The 18,121-nt window shown below is 60.8% G+C and carries 14 protein-coding genes; 7 read left to right on the forward strand and 7 right to left on the reverse strand.

The features are described 5' to 3' along the window. Positions 1–45 precede the first annotated feature (45 nt). Genes AACY36_RS09265 through speB form a run of 4 tightly spaced genes read right to left on the reverse strand, consistent with a single transcriptional unit; the run spans position 46 to position 4,368 of the window. The gene (locus AACY36_RS09265; protein WP_339416707.1) at positions 46–1,428 is read right to left on the reverse strand and encodes a sodium:solute symporter; all 1,383 of its coding nucleotides are present in this window, start codon (positions 1,426–1,428) and stop codon (positions 46–48) included. A 34-nt stretch (positions 1,429–1,462) separates the two neighbouring features. After that, positions 1,463–2,974, reverse strand: a complete 1,512-nt coding sequence (locus AACY36_RS09270) for a purine-cytosine permease family protein (RefSeq protein ID WP_339427395.1) — start codon at positions 2,972–2,974, stop codon at positions 1,463–1,465. A 21-nt stretch (positions 2,975–2,995) separates the two neighbouring features. Next, a complete protein-coding gene (locus AACY36_RS09275; protein WP_339497006.1) occupies positions 2,996–3,418 on the reverse strand; it encodes a YybH family protein in 423 nt (140 codons plus the stop codon). Then, a complete protein-coding gene (gene speB, locus AACY36_RS09280; RefSeq protein ID WP_003210733.1) occupies positions 3,418–4,368 on the reverse strand; it encodes an agmatinase in 951 nt (316 codons plus the stop codon). Before speB ends, AACY36_RS09275 begins: the two co-directional genes overlap by 1 nt. Positions 4,369–4,610: 242 nt before the next feature. Between speB and AACY36_RS09285 the strand changes: the two genes are divergently transcribed. From AACY36_RS09285 to AACY36_RS09315, 7 genes are all read left to right on the forward strand, one after another. Further along, a complete protein-coding gene (locus AACY36_RS09285; RefSeq protein ID WP_339493465.1) occupies positions 4,611–5,504 on the forward strand; it encodes a LysR family transcriptional regulator in 894 nt (297 codons plus the stop codon). 7 nt (positions 5,505–5,511) lie between these two features. Then, the gene (locus AACY36_RS09290) at positions 5,512–6,117 is read left to right on the forward strand and encodes a tRNA-uridine aminocarboxypropyltransferase (RefSeq protein ID WP_339497007.1); all 606 of its coding nucleotides are present in this window, start codon (positions 5,512–5,514) and stop codon (positions 6,115–6,117) included. Positions 6,118–6,313: 196 nt separating this feature from the next. Next, a complete protein-coding gene (gene cysM / locus AACY36_RS09295) occupies positions 6,314–7,216 on the forward strand; it encodes a cysteine synthase CysM (protein WP_339416697.1) in 903 nt (300 codons plus the stop codon). Further along, positions 7,216–8,568 carry a 23S rRNA (uracil(1939)-C(5))-methyltransferase RlmD gene (gene rlmD / locus AACY36_RS09300; protein ID WP_339416695.1) on the forward strand — a complete coding sequence of 451 codons (1,353 nt, stop codon included), beginning with the start codon at positions 7,216–7,218 and terminating at the stop codon, positions 8,566–8,568. Before cysM ends, rlmD begins: the two co-directional genes overlap by 1 nt. Positions 8,569–8,688: 120 nt before the next feature. Then, entirely contained in the window at positions 8,689–10,932 is a 2,244-nt protein-coding gene (gene relA, locus AACY36_RS09305; RefSeq protein ID WP_339416694.1) for a GTP diphosphokinase, read from the forward strand. A gap of 88 nt (positions 10,933–11,020) precedes the next feature. Continuing rightward, positions 11,021–11,854: a nucleoside triphosphate pyrophosphohydrolase gene (mazG, locus tag AACY36_RS09310; RefSeq protein WP_339438384.1), complete on the forward strand. Its 834-nt coding sequence runs from the start codon at positions 11,021–11,023 to the stop codon at positions 11,852–11,854. A gap of 25 nt (positions 11,855–11,879) precedes the next feature. Then, a complete protein-coding gene (locus tag AACY36_RS09315; protein ID WP_339416692.1) occupies positions 11,880–12,425 on the forward strand; it encodes a DUF2058 domain-containing protein in 546 nt (181 codons plus the stop codon). Between the two features lie 101 nt (positions 12,426–12,526). Here the strand turns inward: AACY36_RS09315 and AACY36_RS09320 are convergent, their stop codons facing one another. From AACY36_RS09320 to AACY36_RS09330, 3 genes are read right to left on the reverse strand one after another with little or no spacing between them, the layout of a single operon-like run. Beyond that, complete coding sequence (locus AACY36_RS09320) at positions 12,527–14,647, reverse strand: TonB-dependent receptor (protein ID WP_339416691.1); 2,121 nt, start codon at positions 14,645–14,647, stop codon at positions 12,527–12,529. Between the two features lie 11 nt (positions 14,648–14,658). Further along, positions 14,659–15,870 (reverse strand): MFS transporter, encoded by a 1,212-nt coding sequence (locus AACY36_RS09325; RefSeq protein ID WP_339416690.1) that lies wholly within the window; start codon positions 15,868–15,870, stop codon positions 14,659–14,661. Then, on the reverse strand, positions 15,860–17,785 hold the full coding sequence (locus AACY36_RS09330) for an IucA/IucC family protein (protein ID WP_339416689.1): 1,926 nt from the start codon (positions 17,783–17,785) through the stop codon (positions 15,860–15,862). Before AACY36_RS09330 ends, AACY36_RS09325 begins: the two co-directional genes overlap by 11 nt. Between the last annotated feature and the right edge of the window lie 336 nt (positions 17,786–18,121).

An 18,121-nucleotide genomic window follows, 5' to 3' on the forward strand; every position in this document is an offset into this window, starting at 1 on the left:
CGACGTCGCACCCGCTGAAGAAACCGCTCTACATTCTGTTATGCATCACACAGCCCGAGCCACCACCGCCTCCGGCTTACGCGACAACAAACTCACCAGTACAAAACTCACCAGCCCGACCGCCAGGCTGTAGTAAATCGGCGTGTTCGCATCCAGCCCGTCCTTGAACATAAATACCAGCGCCGTCACAAACCCCAAGGTCATTGAGCTAATCGCCCCCGACGTCGTCGCGCGCTTCCAGAAGATCGCCCCCATCAACGGAATCAACATACCGCCCACCAGCAGGTTGTAGGCCAGGGTCAGTGCGCTGATCACATCGTTCACTACCAGTGCGATACCCAGCACGGCAATACCGGTCAGCATCGTGAACAAACGGTTGATCGCCAGGCTCGACTGTTTACCGCCACGCAGGCGCGGCAGCAGGTCTTCGGTGAGGACGGTGGAGGCGGCCAACAAACCGGCGCTGGCCGTGGACATCATCGCCGCGAGAGCCGCGGCAATCACCAGGCCGCGAATCCCGTCGGGCAGCGACACTTTCACGATCGCGGCAAAGGCGTTGTTGACGTTATCCAGGTCCGGAATCAGCACCTGCGCCGCCATGCCGATCAGTGCACAGGCCAGGCCGTAGAGGATGCAGTAGAAGCCGGCGAAGGTGCCTGCGTATTGTGCGACTTTTTCGTCACGCGCGGTGAACACCCGTTGCCAAATGTCCTGGCCGATCAGGATGCCGAAGAAGTAGATCATGAAGTAGGTGATGATCGTGTCCCAGCCGATGGCGGTGAAGCTGAAGCTCGACGCCGGCAGCTTGGCCACCAGCTCGTCCCAGCCGCCAACGCGATACAGGCAGATTGGAAGCAGGATAAACATCAGGCCAACGGTCTTGATCACGAACTGCACAATATCGGTCAGCGTCAGCGACCACATGCCGCCGATGGTCGAATACACCACCACCACGCCACCGCCGAGCAGCACCGAAATCCAGAACGGCAGGCCGAACAGCACTTGCAACACCGTGGCGATGGCCAGGATCGAGGTCACGCCGATCATCAGCGCATACGCCAGCATGATCACCGCACTGGCCTGACGCGCCATGGGGTTGTAGCGCTTTTCCAGGACCTGGGTGACGGTGAAGATCTTCAGCTTGAGCAGCGGCTTGGCGAGGAACAGGTTCAGCGCAACGATGCCCATGCCCAGCGCGGCACATAGCCAGAAGCCGGAGATGCCATGCACATAACCCAGGCGCACGGTGCCGACTGTCGATGCGCCGCCCAGTACCGTGGCCGCCATGGTGCCCATGTACAGTGACGGGCCCAGGTTGCGCCCGGCCACCAGGTAGTCCTCATGGGTCTTGGCGCGACGCATGCCGTAATAGCCGAGCACGAGCATGCCGGCCGCGTAGATGAGTACGACGAATAAATCCAAAGCCATGGCGGCGAGTCTCCAATTATCTTTTTTTTGAGGATCAGGCGGCGGGTTGCAGTGCCGGTTTAACGCCCGCATCCATGCGCTTAGTGCGGGGATCGGTTGGGCCGTAGACAGCCGCCGGTTCCGGAAACACACGCAGCAAGGTCAGGTACACCACCGACGCCAGCCCCAGCGTGACCGGCAGGCTGATATCAATTCCATCGGCCAGGTTGCCCAGCGGCCCGACAAACTGCCCCGGCAGGTTGACAAAGCACAGGCCCACCAGCGCACTCGGAATCCACGCCCCCAGCCCGCGCCAGTTCCACCCATGGCTGAACCAGTAGCGTCCGCCGGTTTCACCACGGGTGAACACCTGCAGGTCATCCGGGCAGTAGAAGCCGCGACGCACAATCAGCCCCATGATCATCATCACCATCCACGGGGTGGTGCAGGTGATGATCAGCACGGCGAAGGTCGACACGCTCTGCACCAGGTTGGCGGCGAAGCGTCCGATAAAGATGAAGGCAATCGACATCACCCCAATCAGCAGCGTGGCCTTGACCCGCGACAACAGGCGCGGGAACACGCTGGACATGTCCAACCCGGTGCCATACAACGATGTAGTGCCGGTGGACATGCCACCGATCACCGCGATCAAACACACCGGCAGGAAGAACCAGGTCGGTGAGACCGCCAGCAAACCGCCGACATAGTTATTCGCCACGATGTAGTCCGGCGCCTTGATCGCCACGATGGTCGCGGTGGCCAGGCCGAACAGGAACGGGATCAAGGTGGCAATCTGTGCCAGGACCACCGCCAGCATGATGCGCATTTTCGACGTCTCACGCGGGATGTAGCGCGACCAGTCGCCGAGGAACGCGCCGAAGGAAATCGGGTTGCTCATGGCTACCAGCGCGGCGCCGATAAAGGCCGCCCAGAAACCGGTCTGCCCCATCGCTACGGTGCCGGCAAAATGGCGGTCGAAAGCCGGGGCAAAGGCGAAGATCCCCAGCAGAAACAGCAGGCTCGCCGCCCACACCGCGATGCGGTTGACCCACAACATGAAGCGAAAGCCGTAGATGCACACCGTCAGTACGAGAAGGGCGAACACGCCGTAGGCCAGGCCCAGGCTCAGGTCGGTTTCCGGCAGGCCGATCAGACGTTTTGCACCGCCCACCAACGCATCGCCTGAACTCCATACCGACAGTGAGAAGAAGGCAATCGCCGTCAGCAGCGACAGAAACGAGCCGACAATCCGCCCGTGCACGCCGAAGTGCGCACCGGAAGACACCGCATTGTTGGTGCCATTGATCGGCCCGAACAGTCCCATGGGCGCCAGGATCAGCGCACCCACCAGCACGCCCAGCACAATCGCCCAGACGCCGGCCTGAAATGACAAGCCGAACAGCACCGGGAAAGAACCCAGCACCGCGGTGGCAAAGGTATTGGCTCCGCCGAAGATCAGCCGGAACAGATCCTTGGGTGTGGCGGTGCGTTCGTGGTCCGGGATCTGCTCGACCCCGTTGGTTTCTATCTTGCGAATACGTTTACCGTTGTTTTTATTATTCATGATCAGCTCCGATCATATTGGCTAAGGGGGCGGGAGCCCTTCCGGCATAGCGGACAAATGTTCGTGACAGGCCAGCCACAGGCCTTGTTTTTGTTGTGTGCCACACCCTTGCCGTCTAAAGACAATGGTCTCGCGCTCCTGGCTAAAGAATTGCTCCCCTTGCATGCGCAACTCGGTGGCCACGTCATGCATGAAAATCGCCACGTCACCCTGCTGGCTGACAAAGGCGTTGCTCGAGGTGCATGACAGCACCTCGAACCCCTCGTCCCGGCGCCAACTGTCCCACAGCGCCTGGTAGGCATCGCGACTGAGCAGTGGTTGGGGGAGGGTGTAGAACACAAAGCTGGCATCGGCCGTGAACGCGCCGAAGTACGCGGCGCGGTCATTACGAGCGAAGGCCGCTACCAGGTCGGCGGCGGCTTGCAGCACTTCGTGCGTGCTCATCAGCGGTGCGCCACGCCTGGCAGTACGCAGAGCATTTCGTACAGCAGGTTAGCGCCCAGCAGCGAGGTGTTACCGGTGGTGTCGTAGGGCGGCGAAACTTCTACCAGGTCGCAACCAATCAGGTCGAGGCCCTGGCAGCCACGGATGATTTCGATGGCCTGGATCGTGGTCAGCCCGCCGATTTCCGGGGTGCCGGTGCCTGGCGCCCAGGCCGGGTCGATACCGTCGATGTCGAAGCTCAGGTACACCGGGCCGCCGCCGACTTTTTCACGCACTTCGGCCATTAATGGCGCGAGGGAGTGGTGCCAGCATTCTTCGGCCTGGACCACGCGGAAACCTTGTTTGCGGCTCCAGTTGAAATCTTCGGCGGTGTAGCCCTGGGCGCGCAGGCCTATCTGCACCACGCGGTCGCAATCGAGCAGGCCTTCTTCGACGGCGCGGCGGAAGGTGGTGCCATGGGCGATCTTCTCGCCGAACATATGGTCGTTGACGTCGGCGTGGGCATCGATGTGCACCAGCCCGACCTTGCCATGTTTTTTATGGATCGCCCGCAGGATCGGCAGGGTGATGGTGTGGTCGCCACCCAGGGTCATCGGGATGACGTTGTGCTCGAGGATCTCGTCGTAGGCTTCCTCGATGATGCGCACGGCGTCGAGCAGGTTGAAGGTGTTGATCGCCACGTCGCCGATGTCCGCCACCGACAGCGAGTCGAACGGCGCGGCGCCGGTTGCCATGTTGTAGGGGCGGATCATCACTGATTCAGCGCGGATTTCACGCGGACCGAAGCGGGTGCCGGCGCGCAGCGAGGTGCCGATGTCCAGCGGCACGCCGACAAAAGCGGCGTCCAGGCCCTTGGCCGATTGCAGGTGGGGAAGGCGCATCATGGTGGCGATGCCGGCAAAGCGCGGCATTTCGTTGCCGCCCAGTGGTTGGTGAAAAATCTTGTCCACGGGAGTGCCTCATCGTTGTTTTGTTTATTAGGGGCCGATTCTGCGAAATCCCTGGAAACGAAAGAATCGCCAGGGGCAAATACTTAGTTCAGATTTTTCTAAACTAATGGCTGAGGTAAACTCGGTTCAAATGTGGGCTTGCTCGCGAATGCGGTGTGTCATTCAAAGATCGTTTGACTGATCCACCGCATTCGCGAGCAAGCCCGCTCCCAGAGGATTTTGTGTGTGCCTTCGGAGACCCCATGGCCAGTGCTCTGCCCGACCTGAAACTCTTGCGCATCTTCGTCAGCGTCGTGCGGCACCAGGGGTTCGCCAATGCCCAGCACGCACTCAACCTGTCGACGTCGGCCATCAGCACTTATATGAGCCAATTGGAATCGGCGCTGGGGCTGGTGTTGTGCCATCGCGGCCGGGGCGGCTTCAGCCTGACCAGCAAGGGCGAGTTGTTCCATCAGGAAACCCTTCGCCTGCTCGGTGAGTTGGAAGGGTTCGAGCAATACGCGGCGGCGTTGAAGGGCGAACTGCGCGGTACCCTCAAGCTCGGCGTGCTCGACTCCACCGTCAGCGACAAAGCCCTGCCGTTCGCCGAAGTCATCGGCGCCTACAGCCAGGAACACCCGGCGGTGCACCTGCACTTGTCGGTGATGAGCCCTTACGAACTGCAATTGGGCGTGCAGGACAATCGCCTGGACCTGGCCATCGGCGCTTTCTCCAACCGCATGAGCGGGCTGATCTACATGCCGCTGTATCGCGAGCAGCATTGGTTGTATTGCAGCACCCGGCATCCTCTATTCAATGAACGGCGTATCCCCGAGCAAGTCATCACCCAACAACGCATGGTCGGTCGTGGCTACTGGAGCCAGGCCGAACTGGCGCGCCACGGTTTCAAGCACAGCGCCGCGACCGTGGAAAGTATGGAAGCGCAGTTGATCCTGGTGCTGTCCGGCGCCTATATCGGCTACCTGCCCGAGCACTACGCCCAGGCCTGGGCCGACAAGGGCGACCTGCGCGTGTTGCTGCCGGCGACCTTCGGCTACCAGGCGCCGTTCTCGATGATCGTGCGCCGCGGCCGCAGCCGTGAACCACTGATCCAGACCTTCCGCGACTTGCTCAAAGCCCAGCTCAACCAGGCCTGAAACCACTATGTCCAGACCCCAATGCTCCCGCTGCTTGCGGCCCACCACCCACTGCCTGTGCGCGCTGATCCCCAGCCTCGACAGCCGCACCCGCGTATTGCTGTTGCAGCACCCGAGTGAGGTCAACCATGCGCTGAACACTGCGCGTTTGGCGGCGTTGGGGTTGAACAATGCGCAATTGGTAGTGGGGGAGACGTTTGATGACTTGCCTACCTTGCTGAATCCGCACGGCTACCAAGCGCGACTATTGTTTCCTGCAGAGGGCGCGCAGCCGCTGCAAGCCTATGCTCCCGGTGATCAGCCCGTGTTGTTGGTCGTTCCCGACGGCACCTGGCGCAAGGCGCGCAAACTGCTGCACCTCAATCCATTGTTGGCGGCGTTGCCCCGGGTAACGTTGGCCGAGGGCGCCGTTTCCCGGTATCGGCTACGCAAGGCGCCAGGGCCGGGTGCCTTGTCCACAGTGGAAGCCATTGTGCAGGCATTGCAAGTGCTGGAAGCCCCCTCCTCATTCGAACCATTGCTCAAGCCCTTCGAAGCATTGATCGAAGGCCAGATTGCGGCGATGGGGGAGGAGGTTTTTCAGCGAAACCACGGCGATGGACGACTGGGTTAGCAGGCTGACCGCGTCGCGGCCATCGCAGGCAAGCCAGCGTCCACAGGAGAATGTACTCCAAGCGTGGGAGCGGGCTCCCAGGCAACACATTCTCTGCTTATGCCTTTAAGCCATAAGCACCGCACTTTGCGTGATATGGCCTGCCGGGCTTTCCCGGTATGATGTCCGCCCCCGCAGTCTGGATTGCGAATACGCCATGACCTTGCAGTACCCTACAATCGCCGATTGCGTCGGCAACACGCCCCTGGTCCGCTTGCAACGCATGGCGGGCGAAACCAGCAATACCTTGTTGCTCAAGCTCGAAGGCAACAACCCGGCCGGCTCCGTCAAGGACCGTCCGGCGTTGTCGATGATCACCCGCGCCGAGTTGCGCGGGCAGATCAAGCCGGGCGACACCCTGATCGAAGCCACCTCGGGTAACACCGGGATCGCCCTGGCCATGGCCGCCGCGATCAAGGGTTACAAGATGGTGCTGATCATGCCCGACAACAGCAGCGCCGAGCGCAAGGCCGCGATGACCGCCTATGGCGCCGAGTTGGTGCTGGTGACCCAGGAAGCAGGCATGGAAGGCGCGCGCGATCTCGCCGAACGCATGGCCGCCGAAGGCCGTGGCCAGGTGCTGGACCAGTTCGCCAACGGCGACAACCCCGAGGCGCACTACACCACCACCGGCCCGGAAATCTGGCGCCAGACCGGGGGCACCATCACCCATTTCGTCAGTTCGATGGGGACCACCGGCACCATCATGGGCAATTCGCGCTACCTCAAGGAGCAGAACCCCGAGATCCAGATTATCGGCCTGCAACCGATGGAAGGCTCTGCCATCCCGGGCATCCGCCGTTGGCCCGAAGAGTATCTGCCGAAGATCTACAACGCGACCCGCGTGGACCGCATCATCGACATGGCCCAGCGTGAAGCCGAAGACACCACCCGCCGCCTGGCCCGTGAAGAAGGCATCTTCTGCGGCGTGTCCTCCGGTGGCTCGGTGGCCGGTATGTTGCGATTGTCAAAAGAAGTGGAAAACGCGGTGATCGTTGCGATTATCTGTGACCGAGGCGACCGTTACCTGTCGACCGGCCTCTTCGACGAACCTCACTGATGGCCAAGCACGAGAGGGGGCTGCGTTTCCAACCGACGGGCGGCAGCCGAGCCCCGCAGATCCCCGTAGGAAAGAAACAACGCCTGACCATCGAGCGCCTGGCCAATGACGGGCGCGGCATCGTGTTCTTTGAGGGCCGCACCTGGTTTGTGAATGGTGCGCTGGCCGGCGAAGAAGTCGAAGCACGGGTACTGGGCGCCCACGGCAAGATCGTCGAAGCGCGCACCGAACGTGTGTTCACCGCCAGCGAACTGCGTCGCCCGGCACCGTGCGCGCACGTTGGCCGCTGCGGCGGTTGCAGCGTGCAGCACTTGCCCCACGCCGAACAACTTGCCCTGAAACAGCGCATGCTCGCCGAGCAACTGTCCCGTGTGGCGGGTGTCGAACCGCAAGAGTGGGCTGCACCTTTGAGTGGCCCGGAGTTCGGTTACCGTCGCCGCGCCCGTGTGGCCGTGCGTTGGGATGCCAAGGCCAAACATCTGGAAGTCGGTTTCCGCGCCGTGGCCAGCCAAGACATCGTTGCCATCGATGATTGCCCGGTGCTGGTACAGGCCTTGCAACCGATCATGCAGCGCTTGCCGAACCTGTTGCGCCGGCTGAGCAAACCTCAGGCCCTGGGGCATGTGGAGCTGTTCAGCGGTACGTCCATCGCGTTATTGCTGCGGCATATGGCACCGTTGTCGGACGCGGACCTGCTGATCCTCAAAGAATTCTGCCATTTCCATGAAGCGCAATTATGGCTGCATGGCGAGGGCCAGCCGGAACCGGTCGAACCCGACTCGGTGTTGGGGTTTCGATTGGAACAGTGGGACCTGGAGTTGGCCTACCGGCCAGGTGACTTCGTGCAGGTCAACGCCGGGGTCAACGCGGCGATGGTCGCCCAGGCCTTGGAATGGCTGGCGCCACAACCCGACGAGCGGGTACTGGATCTGTTTTGCGGCCTGGGCAACTTTGCCCTGCCACTGGCGCGCCAGGTGCGTGAAGTGGTGGCGGTGGAAGGTGTGCAGGCCATGGTGGAGCGGGCTGCCGTCAATGCCGTCAGCAATGATTTGCATAATGCGCAGTTTTTTCAGGCCGATTTGTCCCAGCCTTTGACTGACGCAGAATGGGCCAAACAGGGCTTTTCTGCGGTACTCTTGGACCCACCGCGTGATGGTGCCCTGGAGGTTGTGCGCAAGCTTGCGACCCTCAAGGCCAAGCGTCTGGTGTATGTGTCCTGCAACCCAGCCACGCTGGCGCGGGACACGGTTGAGTTGGTCAAGCAAGGCTACCGGCTAAAACGTGCCGGGATTCTCGACATGTTTCCGCAAACCGCGCATGTCGAGGCCATGGCGTTATTTGAAGCGGGCTAGGATGCCCGTTTAATCCGACTGGCCTGCATTCTTCAGGGTCGTGAACTGCCAGGGAGCTTGCAGCAAAGGTCGGGATGATTTTTGGCGCCCCCAAGGTGCGTCGTAGGGAAGGTAAGCAAGATGGTACAGGTGAGAGCACACCAGCCGATCAACACCGACGGCAGTATCAATCTCGAGGCATGGCTGGATCATGCCATCAGTGTCGACCCGGCACTGGACCGTGAAGCCTTGAAAGCAGCCTGCGAGTTCGCTCGTGAGTCTGAGCAGCAAGACAATGCGGCCAAGAACCTGTGGGCCGAAGGCACGTCAAGCTTTCGCACCGGGTTGGAAATCGCCGAGATCCTCGCTGATCTCAAGCTGGACCAGGATTCGCTGATCGCCGCCGTGCTGTATCGCGGCGTGCGTGAAGGGCACATTCAGTTGGCGACCGTTGGCCAGCGTTTCGGCTCGGTAGTGGCCAAGCTGATCGACGGTGTGCTGCGCATGGCCGCGATCAGCGCCAGCCTCAGCCCGCGTCAGTCCTTGGTGCTGGGCACTCAGGGTCAGGTCGAAAACCTGCGCAAGATGTTGGTGGCCATGGTCGACGACGTACGCGTCGCGCTGATCAAGCTGGCCGAGCGTACCTGCGCGATCCGTGCGGTAAAAACCGCCGACGACGAGAAGCGCAACCGCGTCGCCCGCGAAGTCTTCGATATCTACGCGCCGCTGGCGCACCGCCTGGGTATCGGCCATATCAAGTGGGAGCTGGAGGACTTGTCCTTCCGCTACCTAGAACCCGATCAGTACAAACAGATTGCCACGTTGCTGCACGAGCGGCGGCTCGACCGTGAGCGTTTTATCGCCGACGTGATGAACCAGTTGCGCTCGGAGTTGCAGGCCACCGGTGTCGAAGCCGACATCAGCGGCCGCGCCAAACACATCTATTCCATCTGGCGCAAAATGCAGCGCAAAGGCCTGGCTTTCAGCCAGATCTACGATGTGCGAGCCGTGCGTGTGCTGGTGCCAGAAATGCGCGACTGCTACACCGCGCTGGGTATCGTCCACACGCTGTGGCGGCACATCCCCAAGGAGTTTGACGATTACATCGCCAACCCCAAGGAAAACGGTTATCGCTCGCTGCACACCGCGGTGATCGGCCCCGAGGGCAAGGTGCTGGAGGTGCAGATCCGCACCCACGCCATGCACGAAGAGGCCGAATTGGGCGTTTGTGCGCACTGGCGCTACAAGGGCACCGACGTCAAGGCCGGGTCCAACCAGTACGAAGAGAAAATCTCCTGGCTGCGCCAAGTGCTGGAATGGCACGAAGAACTCGGTGACATCGGCGGCCTGGCCGATCAGTTGCGGGTGGATATCGAGCCGGACCGGGTCTACATCTTTACCCCCGACGGCCACGCCATCGACTTGCCGAAGGGCGCCACGCCGCTGGATTTCGCCTACCGCGTACACACCGAGATCGGCCACAACTGCCGGGGCGCCAAGATCAACGGGCGCATCGTGCCGCTCAACTACAGCCTGCAGACCGGTGAGCAGGTCGAGATCATCACCAGCAAGCACGGTACGCCGAGCCGCGACTGGCTTAACCCGAACCTGGGCTACATCACCACGTCGCGGGCGCGGGCGAAGATCGTCCATTGGTTCAAGTTGCAGGCGCGTGACCAAAACGTCGCCGCCGGTAAAACCTTGCTTGAACGCGAACTGGCACGCCTGGGCCTGCCGCAGGTGGACTTCGACAAGCTGGCCGAAAAAGCCAACATGAAGATTGCCGAAGACATGTTCGCCGCCCTCGGTGCTGGCGATTTGCGCCTGGCGCAACTGGTCAACCTGGCGCAGCAACTGGTCGAGCCGGAACGCGGCAGCGAACAGCTGGAACTGATCCCGCGCAAGGCCATCGGCTACAAGCCTGGCAAGCGTGGCGATATTCAGATCCAGGGCGTGGGCAACTTGATGACACAAATCGCCGGTTGCTGCCAGCCATTGCCCGGGGATGCCATCGTCGGCTATATCACTCAGGGCCGTGGCGTTAGCATTCACCGCCAGGATTGCGCCTCGGTGCTGCAATTGGGCGGGCGTGAGCCGGAGCGGATCATCCAGGTCAGTTGGGGCCCGGTGCCGGTGCTGACCTACCCGGTGGATATCATCGTTCGCGCCTACGACCGTTCCGGTTTGCTGCGTGACGTGTCGCAAGTGCTGCTCAATGAGCGGATCAACGTGCTGGCGGTCAACACACGCTCGAACAAAGAGGACAACACCGCGTTGATGTCCCTGACCATCGAGATTCCGGGGCTGGACGCACTGGGGCGGTTGCTGGGGCGGATTTCCCAGTTGCCGAATATCATTGAAACCCGGCGTAATCGCGCACCATGAGTCACTGGATAACCGCGGTTTGAAATGTGGGAGCGGGCTTGCTCTCACACTTGATCAGCGGCGTTCCTTTTTGATTAGGCACAAATTGATGTATTCACTGGATGACCTGCTGCACCTGATGAACCGTCTGCGCGACCCGCAATACGGCTGCCCGTGGGACATCAAGCAAACCTACGCCACTATTGTCCCGCACACGCTGGAAGAAGCCTACGAAGTCGCCGACGCCATCGAGCGCGGCGATTTTGATCACCTGCAAGGCGAGTTGGGCGACCTATTGTTCCAGGTGGTGTATTACAGCCAGTTGGCGCGGGAGGAAGGGCGCTTCGAATTTGCTGGGGTGGTCGACAGCATCACGCGCAAGCTGATCCGTCGCCATCCCCACGTATTCCCCACCGGCGATCTGTATGCATCGCTGGATATCCCGCAGCTGAGCGAAGAGCAGGTCAAGCAACGCTGGGAGCAGATCAAGGCCGAGGAGCGTGCGGAAAAATCCGACGCACCGGAGCAACTCTCCCTGCTGGACGATGTGCCCGCCGCTTTGCCAGCCCTGTCCCGTGCCGCCAAGTTGCAAAAACGCGCCAGCCAGGTGGGCTTCGATTGGCCTTCAGCCTTGCCGGTGGTGGATAACGTGCGCGAAGAGCTCGATGAAGTGCTCGAAGCCATGGCCGATAACGACTCGGTGGCTATTGCCGATGAGGTCGGCGACCTGCTGTTTGCGGCGGTCAACCTGGCCCGTCACCTCAAGGTCGACCCGGAAACCGCGCTGCGTGGCGCCAATGCCAAGTTCGAACGACGTTTCCGATTTATCGAACAGGCATTGCGCGATACCCATCGTCCCATAGAAGATTGCACCCTCGAAGAGTTGGACGCCCTGTGGGGCGAAGCCAAACGTCAGGAAAAGAACATGTCCAGCTGCGGTTGAGCGGCTGCCTAAGTGAGTAAGCACCATGAGCATTTCCCTCCGCGATCAGTTGCTCAAAGCAGGTCTGGTCAACCAAAAGCAGGCCAAGCAGGTCGGCAAAGACAAACAGAAGCAGCAGCGCCTGGTCCACAAAGGCCAGATCGAGGCTGACGACACTCAGGTCCGCCTGGCAGCCGAGGCAAAGGCCGAGAAGATCAAGCGCGACCAGGAGCTGAACCGCCAGCAGCAGGAAAAAGCCGAGGCCAAGGCCCGCACGGCCCAGGTCAAGCAACTGATCGAAACCTCGCGCCTGCCCAAGCTGACCACCGAGGACTACTACAACTTCGTGGATGACAAGAAGGTCAAGCGCCTGTCGGTCAACACCTTGATGCGCAACAAGCTGAGCAACGGCTCCCTGGCGATCGTGCATCACGGCGGCAGCTATGAGGTGATCCCGCGCGAAGCAGCGTTGAAGATCCAGGAGCGTGCGCCGGAGCGTATCGTGCAGCTCAATATCCTCACCGAAAGCCAAGTGCCGGATGAGGATGATCCTTACGCCGCCTACCAGATCCCGGATGACCTGATGTGGTAAGGCGGTAAAAACAGCCATGTGGTGAAGGGCTTGCCCCTGCCAAGAAACACAAACCCCGCTCAAAAGGCGGGGTTTGTGTTTTAACCAGTAGCGTCAGCCGATCACCAATCCACTGCGTAACTCAGGCTGAAGGTACGACCTTGGGCATTCGGGTACGGTGCACGCGCGTTGGCCTGGGCGAACATGTTTTGGTAGTTGCGGTTAGTGAGGTTGTACACCGCACCTTCGAGACGACCTACCGGCAACCTCACCGACCCCAATAGGTCAGCCAGCGTGTAGCCTTTGATGTCGCGGCCGTTGTTGTCTTTGAACGCGGCGTCATAGTCGGCCAGGCGCATACCTTGCAGGCGCAGGCTGTAGTCGCCACGGTCGTAGCCGACAAAGGCGGTGGTCTTGGCGGGAGAGATGCGTGTGGCAGGCAGGTCGATCCATTTGCCGTTCTGCTGGGTCTCGCCTTTGGCGTAGGCGTAAGTGCCGCCTACTGACCATTGATCGGTGAAGTTGTACGTCAGGCTGGTTTCAATACCGCGCACACGCTCTTTCTGATTGATCAGGCGCAGTACACGATCATTGGCGTCATAGAACTGGGTGACATCCGAGGTGTTTTCATACGCTGTGACGTTGGCCTGCCACTTGTCCCAATTGCCACGCCAGCCCAGCTCGTAGCTGTCGACCTTCAGCGCTTGGGCATTCAGGTTTTGAATGTCGTATTTGCTGTTCACGTCACGCAGGAAACGCTGGATATCCGGCAGGGAAAAGCCCTGGCTGAAGTTGATGAACACATCCTGGTTTTCGCTCAGGTGATACACCGCGCCGAGGTTATAGAGGGTGTCATCGTATTTGAGCGTGCCACCGGGCAGTATCGCGCGATTGCCGGTCTGGACGATTTCGCCATAAGCGATGCTGTCGGAAACCTCGCTTTCGATCCACTCGCGGCGTACGCCACCACGCAAGGTCCAGTCATCGATGTCGTAGGACAGCTGCCCAAAGATGGCTTTGGTGCTGGTCGCGATGTCGGGGCCGAGTTCGAACGTGGTGCCGGTCTTGGTGTAGGCCAGGCCGTTGACGCGGTATTGGTCGCCGCGCTGGCTTGAGGTTTCATGGTCGTAATCAGCGCCCCAGACGAGGTTGCCGGTGGCCGGGCCGATGTCCGGCATTTGCGTATCGATCGCCGCGCGCAGGCCGTAAACATCTTGCACGCTGTTGTTGTCGGATACCCCGGCGCGGCCACGCGACAGGTCCGGGAAGAACAACGCGTCGGCACGCCGCCAGTAACTTTCGACCTGCAAGCCCTGACCGTAGAAATCGTTGTCGGCGTAGTTGAGGTTGACCGCCTGGTTGTGGGTGAAGGGTTGGTCATCCAGGTCCAGGCCTTTGACCGCGACGGCGGTGTCGGTGATGCGTGGGTTCTTGGTGTAACGGGTGTCTTGCTCGTCCTTGTAGTCTTGCAGCGACAGGCTGATCTTCTTGTCGTCATCCAGCTCGTAGCCGAAGCGACCTTGCAGGTCATAGGTGTCGGTGTCCATGTTGCTGCCCTGGGACGTGTCCTGGGGAATGCGCTTTGCGTTGCCGTCGAACTGATCGTTGCGTTGTACGTAGTTACCCGAAACATACCAGTCCACCGGGCCCTGACGGCCCGTTGCGCTCTGGAATGTTTCGTAGGAGAAACCTTTGTGGCTGAGGTTGTTGCCGGCGGTCATGCCGATTTTGCTGCTGAAGGCCAGGTCTTCACCTTTGTTGCGCTTGGTGATGATATTGATGATGCCGCCTGACGCACCTGCACCGTAGACACTGCTGGCGCCGGATATCACTTCAATGCGCTCGATGCTTTCCGGTGCCACGCTGTTGAGCTGGCGGAAGTTGTCGCGCGTGGCGTTCTGGGACACACCATCGATCAGGATCAGCGTATTACGGCCGCGAAGCGTCTGGCCGAAGTTGCTCATGCCACCGCTGGAGGGAGCAATGCCCGGCACCAATTGCCCGAGCATATCCGCAACCCGGCGTCCCGCACCCGTTTGCTGGCGGATCTGGTCTTCGCTGATGACCTGCACAGAGCCAGGGATCGCCGCAATACTGGTTTCATTGCGTGTGGCCGAAACCACTGTTGCCTGTAATTGCAGGTTGGTGGGCGCTGGTGGGTTTTCTTCAACTTGATCGGCCCAGGCTGGGCCGCTCATAGATCCGAGCAGGGGCAGCAGGGCTGCCAGTTGCAATTTGTTCATGACCTTGCCTTTCAGTTATTAGAAGTATTGACAGAAAAACCGGATGAATCGGGTGTTCGGGTGAGCGAACGGATTGCGCGAATACCCAGGGCGGCCAAGGCATAAGTGAGCGCGACCAGCCAAAAGCTGTGCGCCAAGCCCACCATCGCCATGCCGATGCCGCCCATCAAGGCGCCGCACAGCGCGCCGGCTTTGGCGGCGCTATTGCCCATGCCCAGAGCAAAACCCTGTTGGCTGGGCGCAACGGTATTGGCGATCAACGTGTAGGCGACGGGCAGCAACGCGCCTTGCCATACGCCCCACAGCAACCGGCTGGCGAGGAAGCCCAGCCATTCGTTGGCCATCGCCGTGAAGGCAAGCGTCAAGGCGCAGGACCACGTGACCCATTCGATAATGCGCAGCGTGTGTGCCGGTTGATGTCGGTCAAACAGCCGCCCCCAAAGCGGGGCGGACAGGGCCAGCGTGAGGGCGCTGGCGGCATAGCTGGCGCCGATCAACCATGCGGGTGCGTCTAAAACGTCGGCGACGTAGAGGGCGTAAAACGGCTGAGGCATCATCTTGGCAGCCTGAATCAATACGATGATCCCCAGCATTGCGCCGAGCCAGCCTTTGGGCAGTGCGGCGGGGGCGGACGTGCGCGTTGGCCGCGAGCGCGGCGCATCGCTGGGCAGGAACACGCTGATCACTGCACAGACCAGGCAGACGGCGGTGGCGCTGTAGCACAGCAGTGCGAAGCCCGAGATATCCATCAGCCAGCCGCCCAGCACCGGCCCAGCCAGTGACCCCACTGCGGTTGCCGATTGCAGTCGCGCCAGAATGTGCCCGCGCCCGCCATCACCACAGTAGGCCAGTGCGTAGGCTTGGGCCGCTGCGATAAAGCCGGCCAACGCGCCTTGCGCCACCCTGATCGCCACCAGCAGCCACGGATCGAAGGTGATAGCGGCCAACGCCTGGCACACCGCCAGCGCCAGCAGCGCCCGAATGATCATCGGCTTGTGGCCGGTACGGTCACCCAGGCGCCCCCACATTGGCGTCAGGATCATCGCCGCCATCATCGGCCCGGCATACACCAGCGAAGACAGCAGGCCGGTGTACTGGGCATTGGCCACGCCGAGCAGCTTCTGGATCTGCAAGGGCCAGAAGGGGCCGCTCATTTCCATGGCCCCCATCGACACCAGTTGAATCACCACCAGCAGCCGCAGCGCGGTGTGGTTAGCTGCCATTGGCGGCGGCACTCAGCGGGTTGGGCAGCCGCCCGACGATGTCGGCATGGCTTTCCAGCAGGCGCATGCGCATGAACGACTTGGCCGGCCAGTCCTGCTCCATCAGGGCTTCGCGCTCGGTTGCCCAGCGCTGTGGTTCGACCTGGCTGCGCAAGTCGTCGAAACACTGGCTGACTTGGGCCGACAGTTCATTCCAAAGTAACGCCTGGGGAATATCGAAGTGGCGGGCACTGAGCAATACCAGTTCGCCCAGGTGGCACATGAATACCGTGTGCAGCAGCTTGTCACGTACAAAGCCCGCGTCGTCATACAGCGTCATCTTGGGGTCGTGCAGTTCGATATCCAAACCGTGGGCGTGCAAGGTCTTGCGGTCGATTCGAATATCACCGAAGTCACGCAACAACAGGCGGTTCAATTGGCCGTCTGCGGCCATGACCATGAAGGCGTTCTGCTGGTGGGCCTCGAAGGCAACGCCATAGCGCAGGTACATGCCCAACAGTGCCGGTACGGCGATCGCGGCATAGTCGCGAAAGAACGCAAGCATGGCATCGGCGTCCTCCAGGCCTTTGCTCAGGCGTACCCATTGCCTCAGCAGCGGCTGGCCGTGCTGGTCGATGGCAAACAGGCTGCCCACCGGCACAGCCATTTCGCCCGGTTGGAGCAGGCTCTGCGGGTTGTCGCGGTAGAGAACGGCGAGGTGACGGGAGTGCTCATCATTGGCCGGTTGGGGTTTGAAATGCACGCCGATCCGCTCGGGGACGATGCGCAGGATTCGCTGAATTGCGGGCTCGCGCTCAAGGATCGTCAGCAGCAACTGGCTGATTCGCGGGCCCATGCGCGCCGAGCGTGGCGAAACAGTTCGTTGCACACTGGTCAGCCGTAGTGAGACCGGGAGTTTGACCATCGGCGCGTCGCGGCTGCCTTCAGGCAGCACGGTCCTGAACGACATGGTCGGGTGGGCGGTAAACGCGACGATATCGGTCAGCACCAGCAGCTTGTCACCGATTTCGTTGGCGAACAGTTGCGGTAGCTCCTGGCGTGCCTGCCAAGGGTGAGCAGGCAGCGGTAGGTACTCAGCCGCCTCAAGCCCCTGCGCTGCAAGCGCTGCGGTCAACTGCAGGGCTGCCTGTGGAAAATGCTGTTGCCACCACTGCCAGTAATCTGCGGTATCGGCCAATACTTCGACATGGGCATATTGGCGGTGGAGCGCGCAAAGGAATACCGGGAAGCGCGCTTCGAACTCCGGTGAGAAATCAATCACCTGGTCGGTAGCCAAGCCCAACTTGGTCTTGTAGTTGGGGTGCCATGGGTGGCCCAGCGTGCCCCATTGTTCAAGCACGGACGTAGCGTTGGTCACACTCGCATCGTTCTTGAGGTGGCTGAGCAGATTGTGCTGATGGGCCGGGTCCATTGCTGCGTGCAGCTTGAGTGTCCACTGCGCGTGAAAGGCAAGGCATAGCGTGTCGTTGACAAAGCTGTCATCGATTTCGGTATTGAGACGGCTCAAGACGTTCAGGTCGGCCGATGATTCGAGGCTGTTGTTAAGCAGCGTCAGTAATTGCGACGGGAATTGAATGTTCTGCTCGGTCTGGTCATTACGTAGCAGCGTGACCTGGCCACGCAGGTCCCAACTGCCCATACGGCCGGGGCGCAGGTGATCGAAGCGCAGGCGGGTTTGGTCAGGCAGTGCCAGCCAGCAGTGGCCGCGTTCGTCATAGGTGCGAGTGTTGGGGTCCAGCAGGCCTTCACGAAACAGTGCCTGGATCAGACGTTGGAAACTGCGTTCGGCGGCGGGCGCCAGCGTGTTGATCAGTGCATCAAGGCTGATGTGATTGGCGAGGAATTGCGGCGTGGCCAGTGCTTCACCCCAGCGCTCAAGCAGTAATTTTTCCGGCGTGCTGTTGTGGCCATGCATGAAGTCGAATTCCTTATCCGCGGTCCTGGGTGAAAAGCGTGCGAATGGTATCGAGAATTATTAACAAATGTCTATTTTTTGTTACGCTTTTTTCGCAACCGTTTATTCAAGCGGTCGGAGGGCGTGACTTGCCGGCAAATATTGCGGCCAGGGATAGGCTGTGACATGGCCTGGAGGCGTCTGGAACAGGCCAGTTCAGGGGGGCTTGGAATGGCGTGCAGTACCTGGACTGTGACTGTGTAAGTTATGTCTGCTTTTGTACGATTGCACAGTCGTGTAGGGACATAGCGGCTTCTAAAACGCAAAAAACCGCGCATCGGGCGGTTTTTTTGTGGA

Source organism: Pseudomonas sp. EA_15y_Pfl1_P101, from assembly GCF_963970835.1.
Taxonomy (GTDB): domain Bacteria; phylum Pseudomonadota; class Gammaproteobacteria; order Pseudomonadales; family Pseudomonadaceae; genus Aquipseudomonas; species Aquipseudomonas tritici.